The 22,554-nt window shown below is 59.3% G+C and carries 14 protein-coding genes and 1 pseudogene; 5 read left to right on the forward strand and 10 right to left on the reverse strand.

What is annotated here, in order from left to right; translation table 11 throughout:
* Positions 1 to 1,744: pseudogene (locus C6Y62_RS15930) on the reverse strand (hypothetical protein); the annotation flags it as partial.
* 526 nt (positions 1,745 to 2,270) lie between these two features.
* Positions 2,271 to 3,281, reverse strand: a complete 1,011-nt coding sequence (locus C6Y62_RS16550; protein ID WP_246274842.1) for an AraC family transcriptional regulator — start codon at positions 3,279 to 3,281, stop codon at positions 2,271 to 2,273.
* Positions 3,282 to 3,744: 463 nt separating this feature from the next.
* Here C6Y62_RS16550 and C6Y62_RS15940 point away from each other — a divergent pair, with 463 nt between their 5' ends.
* Positions 3,745 to 3,948: a hypothetical protein gene (locus C6Y62_RS15940; protein WP_173954763.1), complete on the forward strand. Its 204-nt coding sequence runs from the start codon at positions 3,745 to 3,747 to the stop codon at positions 3,946 to 3,948.
* Between the two features lie 771 nt (positions 3,949 to 4,719).
* Entirely contained in the window at positions 4,720 to 6,903 is a 2,184-nt protein-coding gene (locus tag C6Y62_RS15945) for a TonB-dependent receptor family protein (protein WP_173954764.1), read from the forward strand.
* A gap of 262 nt (positions 6,904 to 7,165) precedes the next feature.
* On the opposite strand, the gene C6Y62_RS15950 is transcribed toward C6Y62_RS15945, so the two are convergent.
* The 4 genes from C6Y62_RS15950 to C6Y62_RS15965 all read right to left on the reverse strand — a co-directional run bounded on the left by C6Y62_RS15950 (position 7,166) and on the right by C6Y62_RS15965 (position 11,461).
* The gene (locus C6Y62_RS15950) at positions 7,166 to 7,876 is read right to left on the reverse strand and encodes an outer membrane protein (protein ID WP_173954765.1); all 711 of its coding nucleotides are present in this window, start codon (positions 7,874 to 7,876) and stop codon (positions 7,166 to 7,168) included.
* Positions 7,877 to 7,932: 56 nt separating this feature from the next.
* Positions 7,933 to 10,194 (reverse strand): TonB-dependent receptor, encoded by a 2,262-nt coding sequence (locus tag C6Y62_RS15955; RefSeq protein WP_173954766.1) that lies wholly within the window; start codon positions 10,192 to 10,194, stop codon positions 7,933 to 7,935.
* A 168-nt stretch (positions 10,195 to 10,362) separates the two neighbouring features.
* The gene (locus tag C6Y62_RS15960) at positions 10,363 to 10,725 is read right to left on the reverse strand and encodes a DUF2946 family protein (RefSeq protein ID WP_276510060.1); all 363 of its coding nucleotides are present in this window, start codon (positions 10,723 to 10,725) and stop codon (positions 10,363 to 10,365) included.
* A gap of 373 nt (positions 10,726 to 11,098) precedes the next feature.
* Positions 11,099 to 11,461 (reverse strand): c-type cytochrome, encoded by a 363-nt coding sequence (locus C6Y62_RS15965; RefSeq protein WP_173954768.1) that lies wholly within the window; start codon positions 11,459 to 11,461, stop codon positions 11,099 to 11,101.
* A 1,301-nt stretch (positions 11,462 to 12,762) separates the two neighbouring features.
* On the opposite strand from C6Y62_RS15965, the gene C6Y62_RS15970 reads away from it, so the two are divergent.
* The 3 genes from C6Y62_RS15970 (at position 12,763) to C6Y62_RS15980 (ending at position 17,643) form a co-directional block, all read left to right on the forward strand.
* Entirely contained in the window at positions 12,763 to 13,410 is a 648-nt protein-coding gene (locus tag C6Y62_RS15970; RefSeq protein WP_173954769.1) for a Crp/Fnr family transcriptional regulator, read from the forward strand.
* Positions 13,411 to 13,641: 231 nt separating this feature from the next.
* Positions 13,642 to 16,461, forward strand: coding sequence for a TonB-dependent receptor (locus C6Y62_RS15975; protein ID WP_173954770.1), 2,820 nt, complete (start codon positions 13,642 to 13,644; stop codon positions 16,459 to 16,461).
* Positions 16,462 to 16,464: 3 nt separating this feature from the next.
* Entirely contained in the window at positions 16,465 to 17,643 is a 1,179-nt protein-coding gene (locus C6Y62_RS15980; RefSeq protein ID WP_173954771.1) for a cytochrome-c peroxidase, read from the forward strand.
* Positions 17,644 to 17,758: 115 nt separating this feature from the next.
* Here the strand turns inward: C6Y62_RS15980 and C6Y62_RS15985 are convergent, their stop codons facing one another.
* The 4 genes from C6Y62_RS15985 to C6Y62_RS16000 form a co-directional block, all read right to left on the reverse strand.
* Positions 17,759 to 18,289, reverse strand: a complete 531-nt coding sequence (locus C6Y62_RS15985) for a TetR/AcrR family transcriptional regulator (protein WP_173954772.1) — start codon at positions 18,287 to 18,289, stop codon at positions 17,759 to 17,761.
* A 79-nt stretch (positions 18,290 to 18,368) separates the two neighbouring features.
* Positions 18,369 to 19,052: a class I SAM-dependent methyltransferase gene (locus C6Y62_RS15990; protein ID WP_173954773.1), complete on the reverse strand. Its 684-nt coding sequence runs from the start codon at positions 19,050 to 19,052 to the stop codon at positions 18,369 to 18,371.
* Positions 19,049 to 20,239, reverse strand: a complete 1,191-nt coding sequence (locus C6Y62_RS15995) for an MFS transporter (RefSeq protein WP_173954774.1) — start codon at positions 20,237 to 20,239, stop codon at positions 19,049 to 19,051. Before C6Y62_RS15995 ends, C6Y62_RS15990 begins: the two co-directional genes overlap by 4 nt.
* A 1-nt stretch (position 20,240) precedes the next feature.
* Entirely contained in the window at positions 20,241 to 22,400 is a 2,160-nt protein-coding gene (locus tag C6Y62_RS16000) for a TonB-dependent receptor (protein ID WP_173954775.1), read from the reverse strand.
* Positions 22,401 to 22,554: the final 154 nt, after the last annotated feature.

Raw genomic sequence — 22,554 nt, forward strand, 5'->3', positions numbered from 1 at the left:
TCCAATTGTTACCGCCGAGCGTGCCGGTGCCACTTACGATGGCCTGAGTGTTACCCATGTTGCCGTTGATGTAGGCCGTACCACCGGTCACATTCATGGTGCCGCCGAAGGAATTCGAGTTCGCGGTGAAATTCGTCTTGCCGGCGAGCACGTTGATTTCGGAGTTGGAGTTGCCGCCCGATATCACTGGCGCAAAATTCAAATCGCCCGTGTGGTTGAAGACAATGCTGCCGACGCCGTTGCCGAACGTAATCGTTGGAGCATTGAGCGTGCCAAATGCGACGGGTGCGTCACCCGAAGCCGCGCCGAAGACCAGCGTTCCAACGCTGCCACTCTGTTCGGCCAGCATAAAGTTGCCGACAGTCGTTGCGGTCGCTCCCATTGACAGAATAAGAGTTCCCACACTGCCGGCCTGGCCACCGACGCGAAGGTCCTGCGCTGTAACTTGACCGCCGTCCGAGATGTTCATCGTGCCGGTGCCATTGTCGCCGACATAGAATGTTGGCCCACCAGCCCAAACGGTCGACGGTCCGGAAATATTGAGCGTACCTACGCCCCCTGCGTTCCGGCCGATATACACAGTCCCCGCATCAATGGAGGCACCGTTCGTCACGTTCATAACACCCGTGCCGGCTCGGCCGATCGTCAATGCGCCGCCGACGTCCAGCGATGACCCCGCACCCACATTCACCGTTCCGGGGGCCGCCAGAATACTCCAGCCCAGGGTCATAGCCTGCGATGTAACGACTGAACCCCCGTTCTCGATATTGAGCGTTCCGGTTGATGGGCCGAAGCCGATCTGAAAATCACTGCCGGTATTGGTCCATGTGGATCCGGCGCCGGATACGGTCGCAACACCACTGCCGGTACCACCGGATGCTGAACCCACACCTGCGCTCGTGCTTGTCAGTGTTGCGCCATCAAGAATGTTGAGCGTGCCGTTCCCTCGCGTGCCCGAGATGACCGACGTAGCTGTGACCGTCGTACCGGCACCGGTGAAGTTGGCAACACCAACACCGGTGGCAGTCGTCCCAACACTGAACGTACCGGTGAAAGTGGCAGTCGCACCGGCTGACAAGTTGAAGGTGCCGTTACCGGTTTGGCCGATAACAGTCGGGCCCGAGGACGAAACACTCGATCCGATGCCGGTCACATCCAGTCGACCGGTAGAGTCCGTGTCTGTAGCAACGATCAGGCCACCGCTACCGACAACGAGGTCCGCGCCATTTTCAACGATAAGGGTTCCGGAGCCTAAGTTTCCGACACGCATACTGGAGGCCGACCAGTTCACATTGTTGATCGTCGCAGTTCCGACGCCCGTGGCGGCGCTGCCGATGACTACGTTTGACGCCGGTAACGTATTCAGCGTGGCGCCATTGCTCACTGTCAGCGTGCCTGTGCCCGCACCACCTATCGTAAGGTTGCCAGTGATGTTCCATTCCGCCTGTGAGCCAGAGAGCGTGGCCGTACCTGTCGAGCCTGCTTGCGCGCCCAAAACGGTGAGCGCCGAGTAGTTGTAAGAGCCCGTCGTATCGTCAATCGATGAGAACGCACCAATCCCCGCATCGCCGATGGTGAAGTTTGCACCCGGCCCACCGAATGCGCCCCCTGCGCTGACGGTTACCGTGCCATTGCCTGATGCCGATGTGCCCAGAACCGCGGAGTTGACCTGAAAAGTGCCGCTGATCACGTTGAGCGCGCCGGTTCCCGTCGTGCCGACAAGCAAATCATCAGACGGATTCATACTGAAAGGTGGCGACGTCTCAGTTGTTCCATTGATCACCACATCGGCTGCGTGCCCGTTTGGCGAAACGCTCAAAATCGCTGTGATGGCGAGAGCGCTGGAGCACGTACTTAAGATGCGGCGTTGCAGGGCGCTGCGCATGCTTGAATCCTGTTTTGAAAAGTGTGACGGGTGCTACGCTCAAAGGACGCGTCAGGCGGATAAATGAGCCGACTCTGAGGGACGCCACAGACGGTAAGCCGCTAGCTAAACGACCGCGCCGCCGGAAAATCAGCGTCGAGCGCCATTCGCAGCGCACAGCGAACGGTCGATCCGCTCGCTTTCGTACAATGCACACTATTGAAACTATGGTGATTCTTTGCGTTACTGATATCGTCTAAACGAAGGCACTATCGCCATCGCGCAACTCAGCAAATGTAACGCTACGGGACGCAGAAAGGTGTCCAAGGAGCACCGCTAAAGCGGGCAATACTCAGCGTTCATACCTTCGTCTATTACGCCCGTTCGGGCAACTTCGTCAAACGCCTTATGAACGCAATCGTTTGGCCAGGGCTTGCTTCAAAGTCGCCGACGGAAGCTCGCCGTAGCGACGTCGGTACATGCGAGCGAACTCACCCAGATTGGCGAAGTACTCTCCCGCAATCATCGTGAGGTTCGCCCCCGGGGGCGCCTCAAGGATCTGCCGACGAACGGCCTCCAGCCGACGCTGCGCCACCCACTGCATCGGCGTGCGGTCGAAGGCCGCGCGAAAGCCGTACTGCAGGCTTCGACGGGAGAGCCCAGTGAGAAATTCAAGATCAGTCAGCGAAATCGGGTTCGTCAGATTGGCATCAATGTATTCGCAGGCCAGCTGAACCATAGCCCGCGGAACCTTTGCGTCGACCGCCGCATCCGACAGCTGCTCGAAGTTTAGAAGAAGGGCGACAGTCCGCAGGATGGCGTCATCGATGCCAGATCGCTCGATAAGCGTCTCGTCGCCCTCAAAACTGTCAAGCGTAGCAATGAGGCTCAGGATCGCTTTCCCGAAGTCGATGCGATTACGCATCAGCTCGACTGGCAGTGGTCTTGCAAATGAAAATGCGGTGGTCCGGGGCGGAGACTGTCCGCCGAGCATTGCAAGCATGACCCTGTCAAAGGCAGTCGGATCAACGTCCAGGCCGACAACTGAACGGGCCGTGGATTGAGCGCTGCAGCCCCCAGGCGGAAGATACAAGGCACTTTTTCCCGCGCCCCATTCAAAAGTTCGGCTCTCCCGCCGCGTCACCGTAAACCCGCAGACTGGCAGCATAAGAATGCCTTTCGGCGCGTCCTTGGCCTCCAAAACGAAGGCCGAAGAAGCCAGCGCGACCAGCCTTATGTTTCGGGTTTTGATGACCGCAGAGTGGGCGCAAAAAAAGCCATCGGGCTCTAGCGGCCGATGGTTCATGACCAATGAGCTGCCGCGCGCCAACGCTTCGGACATGCTATCAGCGTCGCGAAACTGAATCGCTCTTCGCTGACTAAAGGCCAGGGCCGGGATTGGGTCAGAAGCGCTCATTGTCAGGATGATCCGATCGTCGCCAAACATTCTCATGCGTGGACAGGCGCACGGCACATGATTTGACGCCAACCGATCGCCCTGTATTCAACCGCCCCGCGCTCCACTCCGCCAAGGTTTTTGCGCTGTGCGCAAGTTTTCAATGGTGTCACCGGCGCTTGGCTGTGGGCGATTGTCCCAGAAGCCCATACTGACCGACTTGTTGTAACCACCGGCACCCAGCAATCGTCGCCCAAGCTGAGGCCGTCAAGACGAAACGCACAACGCTAAGCCATGCTGTGTTAGAGAGCATTGATGTTCTCCGTAAACGGAGGCTTGAAGCACCGGCATCCGGGTCGCCGACGATCCGGCCGGCATCCGCGCCTATCCGGCGGTCCAGCAACTCAACGCCCAACTCGAAGCCTATTGGCAGGCGCTTGCCACCGGGAACCCGGCGGCGCCCGTTGGCGTGGATCAAGCGCGGGTGATAGCCCGCAACCTTGGCGTGGCCTACCTGCCGGCCCACGAGCTGGTCAGCAAGCCGCATGAGGAGATCCTGCGGCGCATCGATGCCGTCACGGCTGCCGGCGCGGTCAACAATACGAACGCGGTGGCCGCCGCCTTGGGCGGCGCGCGCAAGGGGCAGATAGCTCCAACCGCTCAACTTCGGTCATCGGCCGGCCGTTGATCGTCGGCGGGCCCTTCATGGCGCGCTTGGGGGCCATGTTGCGGCGGCGTTTCGGCGGGGGATTGGCTGACATTGCGCCCTCGTCGTAGTGCTTCGGGGGCTATCTTGCACTCTGCGAAACGAGAAAAAAGTCAAGGGCGGCTTTCGTGAGCTTCAATCCGTCCGGTCCGTGAAGATGCGCGTTCGTATCGGACTCACCACATTGTTGCCTTGCAGTGTGACCCGATTGCCCTAGAGCCGAAAGCCAATGGCCTCTAGATTTGTGCCCATGTTCGGTAGAGTAAAGAGTGCGCATAAAGGCTACTTGGTGGTGCTGGCTTTGCTCAGCACCATTCTGTATGCGTACCTTGTTCCGGGCCATATCGCTGCACAGTTTGCCGCGCATAAACACAGAGCTGATATAGCTCTACTGAACGCGGCAATTTGCACGCCAGACGGCTCCGACACCGACAGTCCCGAGGCCAACTGCCCAATCTGCCAGGGGCTCGCCTCGTTTTCCCTGTTCTTACTGCCTCCCGACGCGATCACACTCAACGCGCCGCTGCAGAGTGAGGCGGCGCTCACAGTCGCCCAAGATGTCGGGCTCAATCGCAAAATTTCCCTCCCCCGTAGCCGCGGGCCTCCGCATCTCTCCTGAGCGTACCGACGTTCGATCTCCGGTCACGATGATGCCCGCACTGCGTCTGCCTACGCTCCCACGCCTGTTTATTGGCTGCCGCAGTTTCTGACTGCGGACGATCTGTAGCGTTGCGTTCCAAGGAGTTGCGTAAAATGTCCGGGGGAATTGACGGGTTCATCGTGCGAGCGATGGCCGTTGGAGGAATGATAGGTCTGGCAGGTGGCGTTCACGCCCAGGAGGCGGACGTAGCCGTGCCGCTTCCGCCAGTCGTGGTGGAGCAAACCGCTGCTCCGACACCAGCCAAACCAACAAAGAAGAAGACCGCGAAGTCCAAAGCGAAGCAGGCACAGCCTGCTGCAGCGCCTTCACCGGCGTTCGCTCCTGAAAGCGGTCTGTCAGGTTCGCCGGCCAACCGCGCCGGCAGCCTGACCGTACCCGACACTGCCGAAGCGATAGCTGAGATACAGCGTATTCCCGGCGCAGTGACAATCGTACCGGACACCCAGTTCCGCAACACGCCCGCGAACACTGTCAAAGATGCGATAGGCTGGGTTCCCGGTGTGATCGTACAGCAGAAGTGGGGCCCTGACGCGCGCCTGTCGATCCGTGGGTCGGGCCTGACCCGAAATTACGGCAACCGCGGCATCAATGCCTACATGGACGGTGTACCGATCAACACGTCGGACGGATTGTTCGATCTGTTCGAAGTTGATCCAAGCGCCTACCGATATGTCGAAGTGTTCAAAGGCGCAAACGCGCTGCGATATGGCTCAAACTCGCTTGGCGGCGCGATCAACTTTGTGACGCCAACAGGATACGATGCCGACGCGTTCGGTGTTCGCGTCGATGTCGGCAGTTTCGGATTTATAAAGTCGACCATCAACGGTGGCGGCGTATCGGGGCCGGTCGACTACTTCATCAACCTTTCGGGCTACCGTGAGGATGGATATCGCCAACATAGCCGGCAGGAGATGGTGCGCCTCAACGCCAATCTCGGCTATCGTCTATCCGCGAACGCTGAAACGCGTTTCTACATCAACGCCAATACCTGGGATGGTCAGCTGCCCGGCGAGGTCAGCAAGGCCGCCGCATTGAACTCCCCCAAAGCCGCACATCCAGAATGGCTGCGGCAGAACCAGCAGCGCAACATCGACTCCATTCGGGTTGCCAACAAGACCACTGTGCGTCTTGACGGCACGACACTGGAATTCGGCGCGTTCACCCATCAACGCCGTGTCGATCATCCAATCTATGAGTACGTTGACTATAACGTATCGGACTATGGCGGCTTTCTTCGCGCGACCGATGATCGTCTGATTGGCGGCTTCCGCAACCGCCTCATCGTCGGCGCCGGTATTCTCGACGGAACGACCGACTATTATCAGCACGCAAACTTAACCGGCGGCGTGAAAGGCGCGATGACGACATCGCAACTCTGGAAAGCTAAGAACCACTCAGCCTACGCCGAAAACAGTTTCTATGTGCAGCCGGATGTTGCGCTGATTGCTGGAATTCAGTTCTCCCACGCCGTTCGTGATCAGCGCGACCGTCTCGGAGTAAATTCCGGATCGAGCACATATGACAATTGGAGTCCTAAGGTTGGCGTACTTTGGGATGTTGATCCCAACTGGCAGGTTTTCGGCAACATATCGCGCAGCGCTGAGGTGCCGACCTTCGATGCGAACGCATTCAACATCAAAGCGCAGACCGCTACCACGTACGAGATCGGCACACGCGGACGTAGGTCCGATTTTATCTGGGACGTGTCGCTCTATCGCGCCGAGATCGACGACGAGCTGCAGTGCCTGACGATTGTCATGCCCTGGTTCACCGCTCCCTGCGCACTCACAAACGCCGACAAGACGGTGCATCAAGGCATCGAAGCGGGCTTCGGGCTTGCTGTTCTGCAATCGACCTTTGATTTTGATGATAGCGTGTGGCTGAACGTTTCCTATACCTACAACGACTTCTTCTTCGACGGTGACGCGGTTTGGGGCAATAACAACCTCCCTGGCGTTGCCCCGCATAATCTCCGCGCGGAAGTGCTCTATCGGCACACGAGCGGGTTCTATGCCGGCCCAAATGTCGAATGGGTCGGCGGAAACTTCTATGCTGACAACGCCAACACGCTGAAGATCGACCCGTTCGCGCTTCTGAACTTCCGCGTCGGCTTCGAGCAGGAGAAGGGCTGGTCCGCATACGTCGACGGCCGCAACTTGCTGGATAAGCACTACATCGCCACTACCATTACTGCAGGCAATGCCACTCCCAACATGGAACTCTTCAATCCGGGAACTGGCCGCGCCGTTTACAGCGGCGTGCAATACAGGTGGTGACGTTCGCAGCATCAACGCGAGGCGCTCGCTTCGCGTTGATCACTGTTTTACCGAGGCTCTTAGCAGACCCGCCCAGTCGGTGCGTCGCGTGCATCCCAATCAATTCGCACCGAGAGAGCGCAGCGGTTGACATCAGCACCGCTCCGCGCTGCTGACCCACGCAACCGGATTTTCCGACGCGTGCTGAAACGAAAAAGGAGGCCCAATTATGGGCCTCCTTTCTGCTTGCGTTGGTCTTGTAAGCGTTCGGCAGGTGGTCAGATCAGAAGCGGTAGTTCACACCGATCCTTGCCGTTTCAAGCGTCAGGTCGGAGCCGAACCAACCGCTCGTCAGTCGATACTCCTTGTCCTCCAGCTCGATGTACAGGTATTCGGCCTTTAGAGAAATGTTGCGCGAAAGGGCGTACTCGAGTCCGCCGCCAACGACGTAGCCTTGCCGCGTCTCAGAGAAGGTGCCGCCTGGGCGGCCAGCGCCGCCGCCGACCTGGAAGTTGCTTTCGATGTCAGCATACGCGACACCGCCGGTTCCATAGACGAGAAACTTTCCGGCGGTGAATCCGAGGCGCCCGCGGATCGTCGCCAGCCAGTTCACATCGTAGCCCGCATCGGTCGTGCTGGGTGCGAAGAACCCCGTGAACTGAGTATCGCCGCTGACATCGCTGCCCGAGATATCTGCCTCAACACCAATGACCAGCGAATGGAGTTGCAGGTTGAAGCCTGCCTGACCGCCGGCGATAAATCCGGTTGTGTCAACCGATGCGCCGAAGCTCGTGGTGCGCGCTGGATTGGCTACGAAGCTCTCGCCCGTCCCCCAGCCATAACCGACATGGGCGCCGACATAAAATCCGCTCCAGTCGTGCGCTGTGACGCGCGGCGTGTCTTTCACGCTGCCATAGTGATATCCGTCCGCCAGTGCAGGCGTGGCGATGGCGGTGACGGCGGCAATTGCGATGGTGCTGATGATGGTACGCATTGGAATAATCCTGTTCGATGTCGCGCCCGCAGGCGGCGATTGATTTTCAAGCTTGATCAGAAATCGACGGTGAGCCCGACGTTGAAGCTGCGTCCGGGACCATGCACTCCGGCACCAGCCAGGTTTGCCGCGTTGTAGCGGTACAAAAATGCGCTGTAGCCTCCGAGCGGCAGTTCGTAATCGGTGTCGAAGACGTTATCGACGCCGACATCGAAACGCATGCCGTCCATTGCGTAGCTGGAACGCAGGTTGAGCAGAGCAAACGCCCCTGTGCGTCCTTCACCTCGAACTTCATCGATGCGGTTCTTGGCGGCAACGGCCTGCACCTCGGCAACGTTGGTCCAGTTGCCGATAGTGTGCGACAGCGCGATGCGCGCGTTCGCGGGCATGATGTTGAAGAGGTAGGTGTCGTTGTCGAGATCGCGGCCGACGACATAGCTGAACGTGCCGCCGATGTTCCAATCGCCCCACCAGTGGCCGAGCGCTTTCATCGCTTCGATATCAACGCCGCCGAGCTGTGCCTCATTATTGACGAAGCGCAACGCACGTCTGCCCGCAGGTGGTCCCATATAGGCATTTGGGTTGAGTTCGACGCCGATGTAGTCGGTGACATGAGAGAAATAGCCGGAGATCTTGACGTGCCAGTCGCGATGATCCGCGTCATGCCAGGATGCACTGGCGCGGACGGAGTGAGCGACTTCGGGTTTGAGGTCGAGATTACCGACGTAGGCGTTGAGATCTCCGAACCAGTTCACCATCGTTCCGGCCATGCCGGACTCGTTTGACCAGGCGTAGCGCTCGTAGAGATTGGGTGAACGCGTTTTGCGCGCAACGCCGAACTCGTATGCCTGGGTAGCGTCCGGCACGTAACGGGCCGTCGCGGTCAGATCCACGTTGTTGTCGTTCCGGCGATGATTTCGGGCGTTGAACGCAGCCGCGTCAGCTCCGTACATCATGGGGCTGTAGCCTTGCACGTCGCCGGCATCGGATGTGACGCGGTCAAATCGTGCGCCGACAAGCGAAGTCCAGGCAGAAGTCCAACGCTGTTCAACCTCAGCGTACACAGCTACGCGATCCCGCTCGCCGCCATTGATGTTCCAGTACGTGTTCGGGCCCATCATGGTGCCAGCCAGCGGCGGCCACCAGTCATCCAGCCGATAGCGGTGATACTCGTGGCCAACGCGTAGCTGCGTATTCGCATCCAGATTGACGCCGGCCTTGAGGTCATAGCCGGTGTCACTGCCGCGCGTTTCCATCGGCATCGCCCAGCCCAGGCTCGCCTTGTCTTCCAGCATTTCCATCGAGTGACGGATCGCCTGACGATAGACGCGCGCTTCAGCGAAGCCCCAGTCGAACTGGGCCTTGTAGTAGGCGTTGACCGAGAAGCTCTTGTTATCGGTCATGTCCATGTACTGGTTGGTGAAGCCCTGATACGGGATCGACTGCCAGCCGAAATCAACGCCGAAGCGATCATTGCCCGACCGGCCTGCGGTCTGCAGCAAGTGGTTGGTAGATTTGTATTGTGTCGAATCCACCGTGCGGCCGTTGCCGTCCTTGTACTGGCGCGCACTGGTGGTTGAGCCGGTGTAGGCGATGCTGGCATCCTCCGTCGCCGCATAAGCATGCACGGATGCGCCAAGGCCATGGCCGTTGCTGCGATAGTTGGCGGAGATGCGGCCGCCCGCGGTGAAGCCTTCACCGGCCAGTGCAAAACGCGGCGGTGCCGACTCTGCGGCCAACGTGCCGCCAAGACTGTCGCCACCCATGCTGACCGGCGTGATGCCGGCAATGACATAAGCGTTGCCGGCGGCGGAGGCATCGAGATACGACAGCGCCGGATTCATGTGGTTGCCGCACGAAGACGTCAGCGTCATTCCGTTCACGACAACTTTCAGGCGGTCGTCACCGAAGCCGTTGAGGTACGGCAAGGATGATACGCCACCGCCGGTCTGGAAGCTCATGCCGGGAAAACTCTGGAACAGCCGCGCAGAGTCGTTGCTCGCAAGCGTGCTTTGCGCGTTTACACTCTGCTGCCGGGCGAACGGTACGTTTTCAACCGGTGATGCGTCAGAAGCCGGTGTCATAGCTTCCGGCTCATCGATGACAGGTGCCGCAATGGGTGTCGGACTGACCGACTGCTGCTTCTTGACGGCTTTCTTTTTTGCCTTCGGCGCCGCCGGGGCCTCGACAGTCACGGCGGGCAGCGCCGTCCCCTGTTCCGCTTCGGTCTGCTGCGCCCGCGCTCCGCAAGGCATAGCGCCGATGGTGAGGGCAACCGACAGTGGCAACACCGCGGTGCTTCTTAAGCGTTTACTCATAATACAAACTCGCAATTCGCATGAGCTATGCGCTGAGCGCGCGCACCCGTCCGCCCGCGCGAACGCGGTCGTCAATTGGAATGCATGCGGCGTCGGCGACAGAACCACAGGCACAACGTGCTTTGGCTCCGTCAAATTCAGCGCGTGATTACAGTGCTCGAAGGAAGTTCAGGCGCGGGGTGGGCCGCGCGCTGGCTGGGGCAGTCCATGTCTGGCAACGGGCGCGACAGCGCCAACAACAATGACATCGTCCGCCGCAATTATTGATGGCGCGTCGACGATGGTGGGCGCTGCCAGCAACGCCAGCGGCGAAGACGCCGCGTAGGGGCACGCATAGCTGCCCGCTTGTTTCTGCGTGGACGGAACGGGGCGACCGTCACCGTCAAGGTCGAGAACGATGCTGCCATGTTCGGAGCACAGGACAACGGTGAATGTGCCTGCCTGTGGGCCAGCCTCTAGCATCAACCCCGGCGCCAAAAGGCTGCGCAAGATTAATGCAAACGCTACAACTATGGCCCAACGGTTACGCATTACACAAACTACACCTCACCTACCTAGCGATAGGCGACAGCGTGAATGCGTTCAACGCAGACCTCGGCTTGCGAGGATTTATGCGTGCTCGTGTGTCAGCAAAGTAACATGACGTGAGAGCGGATCTGGTCAGCTCCAACGACGCTGCAACGACAACGTGATGCGGTTACTGCGTAACGTGCTGGCGCGGGTCGCAACGATGAGGAGCGCGTCCGGAAATCCGGCAATCGCGCCAGCAGACCCTAAACGACTATTTGCGAGAAACTTCGATGGTTCGATCGCACAGGCAGATTGGGTGCTGCCTCTCATGCGAGATGCAGCACCCAGATACCGCTGTGGACAATCGCGCTCAGTCCGGTGTCCGACCGCCCATTCAGGACTTCGACTGCAGATAGGCAATCAAATCATTGATCTGCGCGTCGTCCTTCATGCCCGGGAAGATCATGCGCGTTCCAGGCACCTTCTTTTTGGGATCATGCAGAAATTCTGTCAGCGTCGCCTCATCCCAGGTCAATCCGCTTTCCTGCATCTTCTTGCTGTATTTGAAACCTTCCACCGAGCCTGCAGGGCGCCCGACAACACCTTTCAATGTCGGGCCCAACTTGGTGACACCCTTTTCGATATCGTGGCATTGCGCGCATCGACGGAACAATTTCTCGCCGTTGGCGACATCCTGTGCCGAAGCTCCGCCAACCAGAAGCAGGCTGGAAGCTATTGCGATTACGACCGTTCTCATTGCTATTGACCTTGTACAAGTTGCCCGTTTTCGATGGGCCGCAGTCTTGAGACAACGCGCATCAAGCGCCTGATACTGAAATCGGCCAGAACCGGAGCACGCCGTCGAGAGCTGCCGGCTAAGCGCGGCAGCATTTGAAGTATCAAATGTTTGAAAACCCTGGCGGGGCTCTTGCCTGTGCGTGCACGCCCCTGCAACGCACAACGCGCGTGCTGTTCTGAGGGACCAGCGTACGCACCAGCATGGGTGCGCAAACATTCAGGCCAGCCGGTGCCGGCAGGCCCGGCGCCCCTGCCAGCAAACAGGCTTCACATGGGGATGCGGCATGGGTACCGGAATGGCCGCCAATCCCTGCAGTGATACACAGGAACGAGAGCGTGCCGTCGGGCAACGTAAAGAATGCTGCGTCCAACGATTTGGACGCAACAGCAGGCTTGTGCGCGAAGCCAATCGCAGTCACCGCCAGCACATAGAGCGCCAGCAGAACCTTCCGGGTTGCGATGATAGAGCGAAACGCGCGCATGTCTTACGTTGGCGCTAGTTGATCGGCACGGTCAATAGACTGTTAGCCTGGAAATTCTTACGAAAAGCGGCTCATTTCCTTACAAGACGTCGAGCTTTGAGCGGATGCTTGCTTGACCGCCGTCAAAGCGTCGCCCCGCCATGCGCTACCGGCTTGACCAAATTCAATCCGCCGACTCTGCCGCTGTTTTATGCTTGGCTCCCGCTTTGGTAAATTGACGGTTTGAACGAAACACGACTACCATGCGCACATGCGAAGCCTGCGCTGCCTCAGCACCACCAGATTGATCTTCGTCGGCCTTTATAGTCTGGCGATGCTCCTGCTGCCGCTTGCGCACCATCCAGTGCAATACGTTGCTCAGGATCTCACGGCTTTCGCTCTGCCGGATGGCTCTCTACCCATCCTTTGCGTCCAGCCTGTCGATGGCTCGGATCAGTCACCGGCAAGCCAGCAGGCAAGATGCGAAGCATGCCTACTGATTTCGGCACCCGGAGTTCTGGCCGCTCCTGCGGAAGTCGCAGCAACGCCGCTGGCTATTGCAAAAGCTGCCATAGCGTGTGCTGACAGCTCCAGCACTACGACGCATTTTGACTTCATTGCCAATCCACGCGCGCCGCCGATCCGCTTCATCTGAAACGACTTCAATCGTTGACTGACGAAGCGCCGTTTCTGTCGAGCCATCGACAGGCTGCGGCCATAGGTGGACACACATTCAATGTCGCAATCTCACGATCCCGAAAGGGGGCGGACGCAGGCGCGAGGCTGCACAGCCTCGTCCATGCTCCCCGCCTCCGCTGGACCTACGCCGGAATTCTTTTCCGACCGGGTCATCAGCATCGTCTATTCAAAAGGGCAATCGATCTTCGAGCAGGATGACCCGGCCGACACGATTTATTTCGTGATTTCCGGCGCAGTCATCGTTCACCGAACGGGATCTGACGGAAACCGAGAGGTTATGGAACTTGCCGGAGAAGGCGCCCTGCTCGGACTGGTATCCGGTGCCACCTATGGATGCTGCGCATCTTCTCTGACACGCACCGCCGTTACTGCCATCCGTCAGGAAGCCATCGCTGGCTCAACCCAATTGCAGCAGCGGATTGGCAAAGAGCTGACCCGCAGACTGGAGTTGATGCAGGAGCAGGCAAGAGTCCGCCCGCGCACGTCGGCGGCATCGCTAGTTGCCCAGTTCATTCTGACTTTGCCACCCGCTACCAAAGATCGGCCATTGGAGCGCGTTTTCATTACGCAGACCGATATGGCGAGCTATCTCGGCCTCGCCGTTGAAACCGTGTGCCGTATCGTGAAGAGCTTGAAACAGAAGAACGCACTGCTGCCTGGCACGCGTGACAGGATTGTAATCGCCGATATGCAGTATCTCGAGCACTTAGCCGGTACGCTGACAACTCGCCCACCAGCCGCAACCTAGCGGCGAAATTTTCCTGAACGTTCCGCGCTCCTTGCGATGAAACGCGACACACTGACGTTGGTCAGCTGCGACGCCGCCATCATACTTGACTCATAAAGTAACATTTAATTATCGTGCTCGCTAACGCAGCCAGATTTCGCTGCGCGTACGAGCCAGTGGAAGCGTTGCGTCGGTCGTACTTCGCATTCGTATCCCAGCCAGAAGTTTGTTTTGCGTCCTTCGGGGGGATCAATGTCGAAGTGTGTTGCCGCGGGTTTTCCCGTGGGCGTTGTTGCGTGCGTTATGTTGGCTGTCAGCCCTGCACTGGCTCAAGACAATTCAGCGTCGGAAATTCCCGGATCGGAAGCACCCGCGCAACAGCAGGCGACGCCGGCTGGCGAAGTGCCTCTTCCCGATCTCGTTGTCAGCACCAGCAATAAGCCGAAGAAGGCCAAAAAGGCCAAGAAGCAAAGCACAGGCGGTGGCGGCAGCGGCTCTGCAGATGCTGATGAAGGCGTTCTTGCATCGCAGGGCTCCGGCGACGCCGCAGCTTCTTCCGATGAGCCACTCGACGGCGTCGTGCTCGGTGGCGCTGTGGCTGACACCGGCATGACCGTGTTCGACACTCGCAGCGTGAATATGCGCACCGATGGCGGCGGCGACGCGAACACGTTCATGCGCAATCTGCCCAACGTGCAGTATCAGAATGACGCCAACGACAACGCCGGCATCAATGGCTATCAGGCCATCGATACGCGGCCGCTGCTGCTGTCGATCAACGGCGCGCAGACCTATGAGAACAATTTCATCGTCAATGGCGTCTCGACAAACAACGTAACCGGCGCAGTCGACCCATTTAACACCGACGCGCTGAACAGCGACACCGGCGGTAACCCCAATCTAAATTCCATGTATGGATTGCATCCGCAAACGGTGTTCGTGCCGTCCGACTTCATCGGTACTGCCACAATCATCGACAGCAATGCATCGGCGGAATATGGCGAGTTCCTGGGTGGCGTCGTGATCTATGATCTCGCGCGCCCACCGACTGACCGATACCGTGCGTCGCTTTCGTATCGGCGTCACACCCACGAGATGGTGGACTATCTGAACGTAACTCCGACGGGCACCAACCCGCTCGGCAAGACGGCGCCCAAGTTCACTCAAGAAAGCCTGGCAGCTTCCATCGGCGCACCAATCACGACCGACCTGTCATTCATTGTTCAGGCCAGCCGCAAGACAGGCGATACCACGCGCCAGAAGCAGTACACATACTTCAACGGCGTCTCCACCGAAGACTCCGAAAATATCTTCCTGCGCTTCGCCACTGAACTGAAGACCGACATCGGCCGCTTCACCTTCGACACCTCATTGACCGACTATCAGCAGGTCTGGACGTCCATGAGCTGGCGCGACATGGAAATGAACGTGGCGACGCGCACTTCGTCGACGCAGCTTGAGTATCTTGGCGCACTAACCAACGTTGCGAACGAAAATATAGGTCTGAACAACGTGACCTTGAAGTCTCGCGTTTATTACAATGATAGTGAGACGCTGAACGAGACCAACAGCAACGTCGCCTATTCCTGGATCGCAAAGCGCCGCGTGAAGCCGATTAACGGCACATGGGGCGAAACCTTTTCGACCGAAGACTACGCAGACTGGTGTCAGTCTGATCCGATTTCAACGTTGGGGACAGATCCAACGCGTCAGCTATCAAATAATACAGTTTGCAATATCGGAGGGTACGGAAATAAAGAGACCGGCCAAACCGATTATGGTGTGCAGGCCCAGCTTCGTGGCAACATCTTCCTGGGCAACTTCCTGATCGGTGGCGAAGCCAAGACCATTGATGGACGGCGCGCGCGGCCAGACGAGTTTGTCTGGTATACCTCGGTCCGTACATCGACCGGCGAAACGCAAAGCCCCGCAGGTGGTGAATTCTTCTGTCCAGCAGGCGATGACGCCTGCACAAGCGACCAGTACGGCCGCATCAAAACCGTGTCGCCTGCTTTCGAAATTTCCGAGACTGTCAATGCCCTGCATGGCTATGCCGAGATCGACCAGACGCTCGGTTGGTTCAACGTCCGCGCCGGCACACGCCTCGACTATGAAGACTACTTCAAGAACGTGAACATCGCACCGCGCCTTGCAGCCACCGTATCGCCGTTCGATGGCATCAGCCTGACCGGCGGCTATAATCGCTACTACATCGGCGAAACGCTGTATTATGCATTGCGCGACTCACAGCCCTACTCTCTGGCCTATACCCGTAGCCACACTGCTAATGGTACCGTCAGTTCAACTTGGACGCCGCCGGCCACCATTCGCCGGTATGGGTTCAAATCACTCAATCTCGATACGCCGTTCAACGACGAATATACCGGCACGCTGCGCGTTCGGGATCCGCTGCTCAACGGCAACGCACGTCTGCGCTACACCGAACGTCACGGCGAGGACCTGTTCACCTCGGCAAGCTGCGGATCGAACTGCACAACCCTCACCAACGACGGCGAAAGCTTCTACCGCTCAGTAACAGCTGAATACACGAAGTTCTGGCGCGATCTGCCGACACAGTACCTCAACGGAGCTGGCTTCACAGTCGGCGCGACCTGGTCCGAACAGAACATTTCACGTGGCACCTACGTCGACGACGACGAGAGTGATGTGTTCATTCTCTACAAGGGGCAATCCTACACGCCGCTGAGCTTTGTAGACGTCACCGGCAACCTGGATATTCCGGTGCGCATCGGCGGAACCCTATCTACCAACTGGTTCAACAACATGTTGGTTGTCGATCTGAGTGCCGGATACAATCTTGGCTATCAGGGCGTCTATGACACCGGCACCAACGTGATGTTCAACGACCGCGTGCACGATGTCTACGACGACAGGAAGTTCAAGGCTGTGCTGAAGGTTGATCTTGCGGCTTATGTTGCTGTGACCGAACAGGCGTACATCAAAGCCCACGTGAACAACATCTTCAACACGCCCGGCAATGCCATCGCCACCTACGAGAATCCGTGGATGATCGGGCGCAGCTTCTGGCTGGAATCGGGCTTGCGTTTCTGACACATGACCCAAACAGAAAGCACCGGACTGCGGTCACGTTTCAAAGTGCTGGTGGCGGGGGCGATTGCCTTCGCCGCCATCTGCGTTGCGGGCTCGCTCGCCTACGCGCTGCTGCCGCCTGACGTTCCGCTGGATGCGAACTTTCCATCGCAACCGTCCGCCGTTGAATTGGCCTATCTGCGCGACGCGTATGCAAAGCCGCCGAACGACTGGCCACGGCCGCGCTTGCTTGCGGACGCCGACTTCACGGAAATGGCCGCGCTGGATATCCACCCCGCGCCAACGGATCGCGAACTCGCTTTGGCCCGCCTGGGACACGATCTGTTCGAAGACCCTGCCCTTTCCGCATCTGGACATATCGCCTGCCAAAGCTGCCACAACCGTCGCCTCGGTTGGGGCGATGCGTTGCCAACATCGTTCGGTCACGGCCGGGCGCAGGGCAAGCGCAATGCCATGCCGCTGTTCAGCGTGGGCTACAAATCGACGTTCTTCTGGGACGGGCGCAGCGGCTCACTGGAGCACCAGGCGCTCGGCCCGCTGACCGACGCGCATGAAATGGCCAACGACAATCTCGATGGCGTCGTGGCGCGGATCAATGCCAAGGAGGCATATCGCGCTACCATCAACGCCATCAAGGGCGACGGCAACAGCTTCGAGGCGGAAGATATTGTTGCGGCGCTCGCCGCGTTCCAACGCACGCTGGAGCGGCCGACACGTTTCGATCGCTATTTGCGCGGCGACCAGAAGGCGCTGACGGACACGCAGGTGTGGGGGCTGCACATCTTCCGCACCAAGGCGGGCTGCGCCAACTGCCACAACGGCCCGTTGCTGTCCGACAATAGATTTCACAACATCGGCCTCAGCTTCTTCAATCGGAAGCTGGAAGATCTCGGCCGTTTCAACGTGACCGGAAAAATTGAGGACGTCGGCAAATTCCTGACGCCGTCCCTGCGCCACGTCTCGCGCACAGCGCCTTACATGCACAACGGTGTCTTTCCGCGCCTGGAGGGCTTGGTCAGGTTTTATGAGGCCGCAATAGATAGCGTGGGCAAGCGGCAACCCGTTGCCGATGAGCGCAAGCCGCAGTTCAACGCGGCGCTCAAGAAATCTCCGCAGTTGAAATCATTCAAGCTGACAGCAGCGGAGCGGGCTGCACTGGTTGCATTTCTGGAAGCGCTTTAGACGACTGCTGCCGACAGGCATGGTCGCTGCCCGGTCATTTTGGAACCCGGAACCAATCGAGGCATCGCCATCGCGCCGATGATGCAATCGAGAGCGCGCAATTCAGCGCAACGCATTATTTGCCGCCGAACTTCAGCCCGTGGCGCGCCGCGACCTTGCGCATAACTGCAGCGCCGTTCTTCACGGGCTTGACGGACATCAGATTGGTGACACCCACGCCGCGCATTTCATTGACGAAAGATTCCACGTCGGGATCGTTATCCGGCCGCCCCAGATGTCTGGCGATGGCAACGCACAGCCCCTTGCCATGTTCCTGCAGAATGGGTTGCAGATCCGGATCGTCACCCACCTCAAGGATGATCGAGAGAAAAAAGCGCATACGCTCCGGATCGAAGAACAGCGCAACCAGCAATCCTTCGAGCGGCACCTTGCGGGCCGCTTTAGCTTCAGCGCGCATATGCGACGCTTCAAGCAGTGCAATGTAGAGATCGGCCTTGCGCGGAAAATAGTAGGTGAGATGCGACTGCCTCAGCCCGCAGGCCTTCGCGATCCGCGGCTGCGTAAGGGCCTTCATCCCTTCATGCTCGATGATGTCCAAGGCGGCATCGAGAATGAGTTGCTTTCGCGACGGCTCCTGATGGTCCAAAAGCTTCCCTCCCAACCTTAGCTCCGTTCTAGCTTCCAACGGGAACAGAACAAAAGGCCGAGGATCACAGGAAAACCATTTAATCAACAGATGGCAAGCGCCGGCGGGCGCTGGTGCCGACATAGCCAAGGGTTTGAAAGAAGGTTTCTTCCTCGGCAAAACCCGCGCGGGCGAGCAGCTCCGCGATGCGTTCGGGGGCTGCCCGGTGCCACAAGGTTTGCATGCGTTTGATAACGGCATCGGGGGGCGGCACGCCTGGACCGTGCTGCATCAGCAGCCATTGCCGCAAGGCTGATTCGTCAAACGCAATGTTCGGCGCATCAAGCAGCAGCAACGGCGCGTTGGCCGAAAGCCGCTGTGCAACGCCTGTAAGAAAGGCCTGCTTGGTGCCATCGTCGGGCAGGAAGTGCAGCACCAGCGAAACCGTCGCGGCGTCAAAGGCGCCCTGCCCGCCGACGTCATCGAGGTAGCCGGAGACAAACTCCACGCGCTCCGACAGCCCTGCCGCCGCGATGCGCTGCCGCGCCAGATCCAGCATGCCAGCCGACGGCTCCACGGCGACGAAGCGCGCCTCGGGCAGACACTTTGCGATCACCAGTATCTCAGAACCGGTGCCGCAACCGGGCACCAGAATGCGGGAGGGTCCTGACAACTGCGCGGCCAGGATCGATCCCATAAGATCGAGCGCCAGCGTATAGCCCGGCACGAGGCGCACGATGTTGTCGTCATAGATCTTCGCAGCCGCGTCGGGGAAAGCGTTCATGCTGCCTGCCCCCGGCGGAATACAGTCACCACCGCAATGGAGGCCACAACGGCCAACGCAACCGTCGCTGCAAATGACGGCGCGGACAGCGCCAGCTTATGCAGCGCTGCACCCGCTATCGGACCGGCCGCCAGCCCCAAACCTTGCGCAATCGCATTGACGCCCGCCACACGCCCCTGCGCCGCCGGCCCGGCAATGAAACTCAACAACGCCAGATTGCTCGGCAGCAGCAGACCGAGCCCGGCACCCAATACGCCCAGCGCGATGAGCAGCATCGGCACGTCAACTGCCAGGGTCGCCGCAAGCATGGCCAAAGCGCCAGCCATCGCACCCAGCAACAGCAGCAGTGCGGGACGCAGCTTGATGATGCGGAGGCCGAAGATCTGCATTGCAGCCATAGCGATGCTTGCGGTCATGAGCCCCGCGCCCGCCGTCGAGATGGCATCCGCCCGCGGCAAACCGAAACCGTCCTCAAGACGCAGCGCCGTAACGTGCTGCATAACGCCGTAAACACAAATGCCCAGGAACGTCACAATCAGATTTGACCAGATCAGTCGTAACGGAAAGCCGATCCGTACTATCGGGCTGAGCGGCTCGGTCCGCACGTTCCTAATCAGCAAAAGAACCAGCACAAAGCCAACGGCGACAGCCACGGCCAACGCCACCAAAGCCTCAACCGGCGCCGAGCCACCGGCCTTGAATGCCGAAGCTGCGCCAACGATCGCGCCAATGCCGTAGGAAGCACCTAGCAGGCCCATGCCTTCGGCACGCTGATCGGCTGTGGTGCGATCCGCCATCCAGGCTTGCGCTGCGGGCAATAGTCCGCCGGTAAGCAGTGACTGCAACGCGCGCGCGCCGAACAGCGCGATGAGTGCCGTTTCGCGCTCCAGATCGCCCGCCAATCGCAGGCCGATGATGACTGCCATCAGCGACGTGCCGAGCGCAGCACCGAACAGGCCGCTCAACAGCACGAACCGGCGCCCGCGGGTTTCGCTTATGCCGCCCGAGACCGGTGCTGCAATCAGCAACACAAGAGCGCCAAGCCCCAGCAGCAATCCGGTTTCCATGGCAGAGAAACCAAGGTCGCGACCCAACCCCGGCAGCACAACCAGCAGAAATGCCTGGGCGGCCGCATTTGCAGCCAGCCCAAACAGCAACGGAAGTGAGGAAATTCGGAAGCCACTCATGTCAGAAGTTTGTCCGTGCGCCAATCATATATGCCCGCCCTTCGCCTGAAATGCCGGCGAACACCGGTCGACCGCTCGTGTCGGTGCCGGCCTGGAAGCCCGACGTCGCATAGTTTTCATCAAGCAGGTTCTCGACCGCACCGAATACTTCGAAGCGCTCACCCTGCCACCCGGCGCGCAGGTTCACCAGCTCATAGCTGCTCAGTTTGCGGCTGTTGGCCGGATCAATCATGCGCGAGCTGGTGTAGCCATATTCGGCACGTACGAACGTCTCGCCGGAGTTGCCAGAAATTGGCGTCGACCAACGATACTCCGCAAACAACATGGAGCTGAACGAAGGTGCATATGGCACATCGTTGCCGAGAATGAGCGCGCTGCCGCTAGTGATTTCGGTGTTGAGCAGCGCTAGGTTGGTGCCAACGCTCAAACCGCGCATCGGCCTGACAACGGCTTCCAGTTCCGCGCCATAGGTGCGCGTATCGGCGTTCTGCACGGAGAAGCGTCCCAGCACGGGATTGAACGTGAAAAGCTGCTCGTCGGCGGTATCGTTGTAGAACACCGAAGTTGCAACATCGACATTACCACCGGCAAGGCGGCTGCCCTTGACGCCGGCTTCATACGACCAGGTGGTCGAGCTTCCGTAGGGCTGCAACGGAATGCCAAGCGCGGCGAACTGATTGTAGAACAGATAGCCGCCGGTTTTTTCGCCGCGTGCAACGGTGGCGAATGCCGTCAGATTATCGGCAAGCTCATATGACAACCCCGTACGGCCGGTCAGGAAAAGATAGTCGACATTGCCGGACTCATCGAACTGGGGACGCGCACCGTTACGGCCCAGGAACTGCCCGTCAAAGTCCTTCGATTCATAGGAGAGGCGCAGACCGCCGATCCAGTTCAAACGCTGCGCCAACGGCACCGTGACCTCACCGAACGCTGCCAGGTTGGTGGTCTCGATTTGCCCGCGATAGCTGCCGTTCGCCAGCGCAAGGCTGGTAATGTCGGTGGTGCTATCGAAGTTCGACCACAGCGCGCTAAGCCCTGCAACCCAGCGCACGCCGGCAGTGGCACCGTCTAGGCGCAACTCCTGACTAAGCTGTGTGCTGTCCTCGTCGATACGGCGCACGTTAAGTCCGGGCGCCTGCAGCATGAAGCCCGGCGCGCCTGATTGTGCCTGTCCCAAAAAGCCGTCAACAATGTCGGCTTCCATTTTTGTATCGTAACCCGTGATGGCGCTTATCGACGTGAAGCGCGCCCAGCCCAGGTTCTGCTCATACTTTGCGCCTGCCGTTGCCGCCTCGGTTTCTAGCTCGGGAATGGGATTGAGTGCGTTGCGCGGGAAGCCCGGATCGTCCAGCCACATACCTGTGGTGGGGTTCTGGCGATCGCGGCTCCAGTTGCCGAACAGCGTCAGTCGCCGGTCGTCATCAATCTCGAACAGAAGCTTGCCCGACAGCGTGCCATAGGTCCGTGCACGAAGAACCTCGTCCGACGATGAAACGACGCCGGGCGCCGACCACAGCACGTTCGTCAGATCGCCGTCGTAGTCGTAAAGCTTAGCCGAGATCCGCCCCGAAACGGAATTCGTCACCGGCCCTTCAAGCGTAACATCCGCTTCCTTGCGGCCATGCGAGCCGATAATCACGCCCGCGGTGCCGCCAAACGTTTTGGACGGATCGCCGGTGACGATGCTGACCGCACCGGCCTGCGAATTGAGACCAAACAGCGTGCCCTGCGGCCCACGCAGCACCTCAACGCGCTCGACATCGCCAAACGGCATGTCGAAAAGGCGCGCGGGCACAGGCACGCCGTCAATGTAATAGTTGATCGATGGCGAAATCAGCGCCGACGACGAACCGATACCGCGCATGTTGGTCAGATTGGCGAAGAACAGTCCGGAGTCGGCGTGGTTGAAGTTGGGAATGCGCCGCGCAAGTTCCTGCGTATCCTCAATGTCCTGATGTTGCAGATCATAGGAGGTTTCCGCCGTCACCGCGAACGGCACGGCCTGCGCGGGCTCTTCAATGCGCCGCGCCGTTACGACTACGCTTTGCGCAGGCTTCGTGCGTGCTGCCGCGCGCTTTTTGGATTTGGTCTGCTGCGTTGAAATTTCGAGCGGCTCCAGCGCGATGGCATCGCCATCATTGTCGGCTGTCTGTGCCAAAGCACCGGTGCTTGCGAGAAGGGCCGTGACAGAGGCCGAAACCAGCCAAGCTACAACTCTGCGATCACGGCTTACGCCGCGTCGCCCAACGCCACTCAAACGCATACCAAAACGCCCTCTACGCAAACAATTGGTTAGTTACCAACTATCGACA

This window comes from Hyphomicrobium sulfonivorans, from assembly GCF_013306565.1.
Taxonomy (GTDB): Bacteria; Pseudomonadota; Alphaproteobacteria; order Rhizobiales; family Hyphomicrobiaceae; genus Hyphomicrobium_A; species Hyphomicrobium_A sulfonivorans.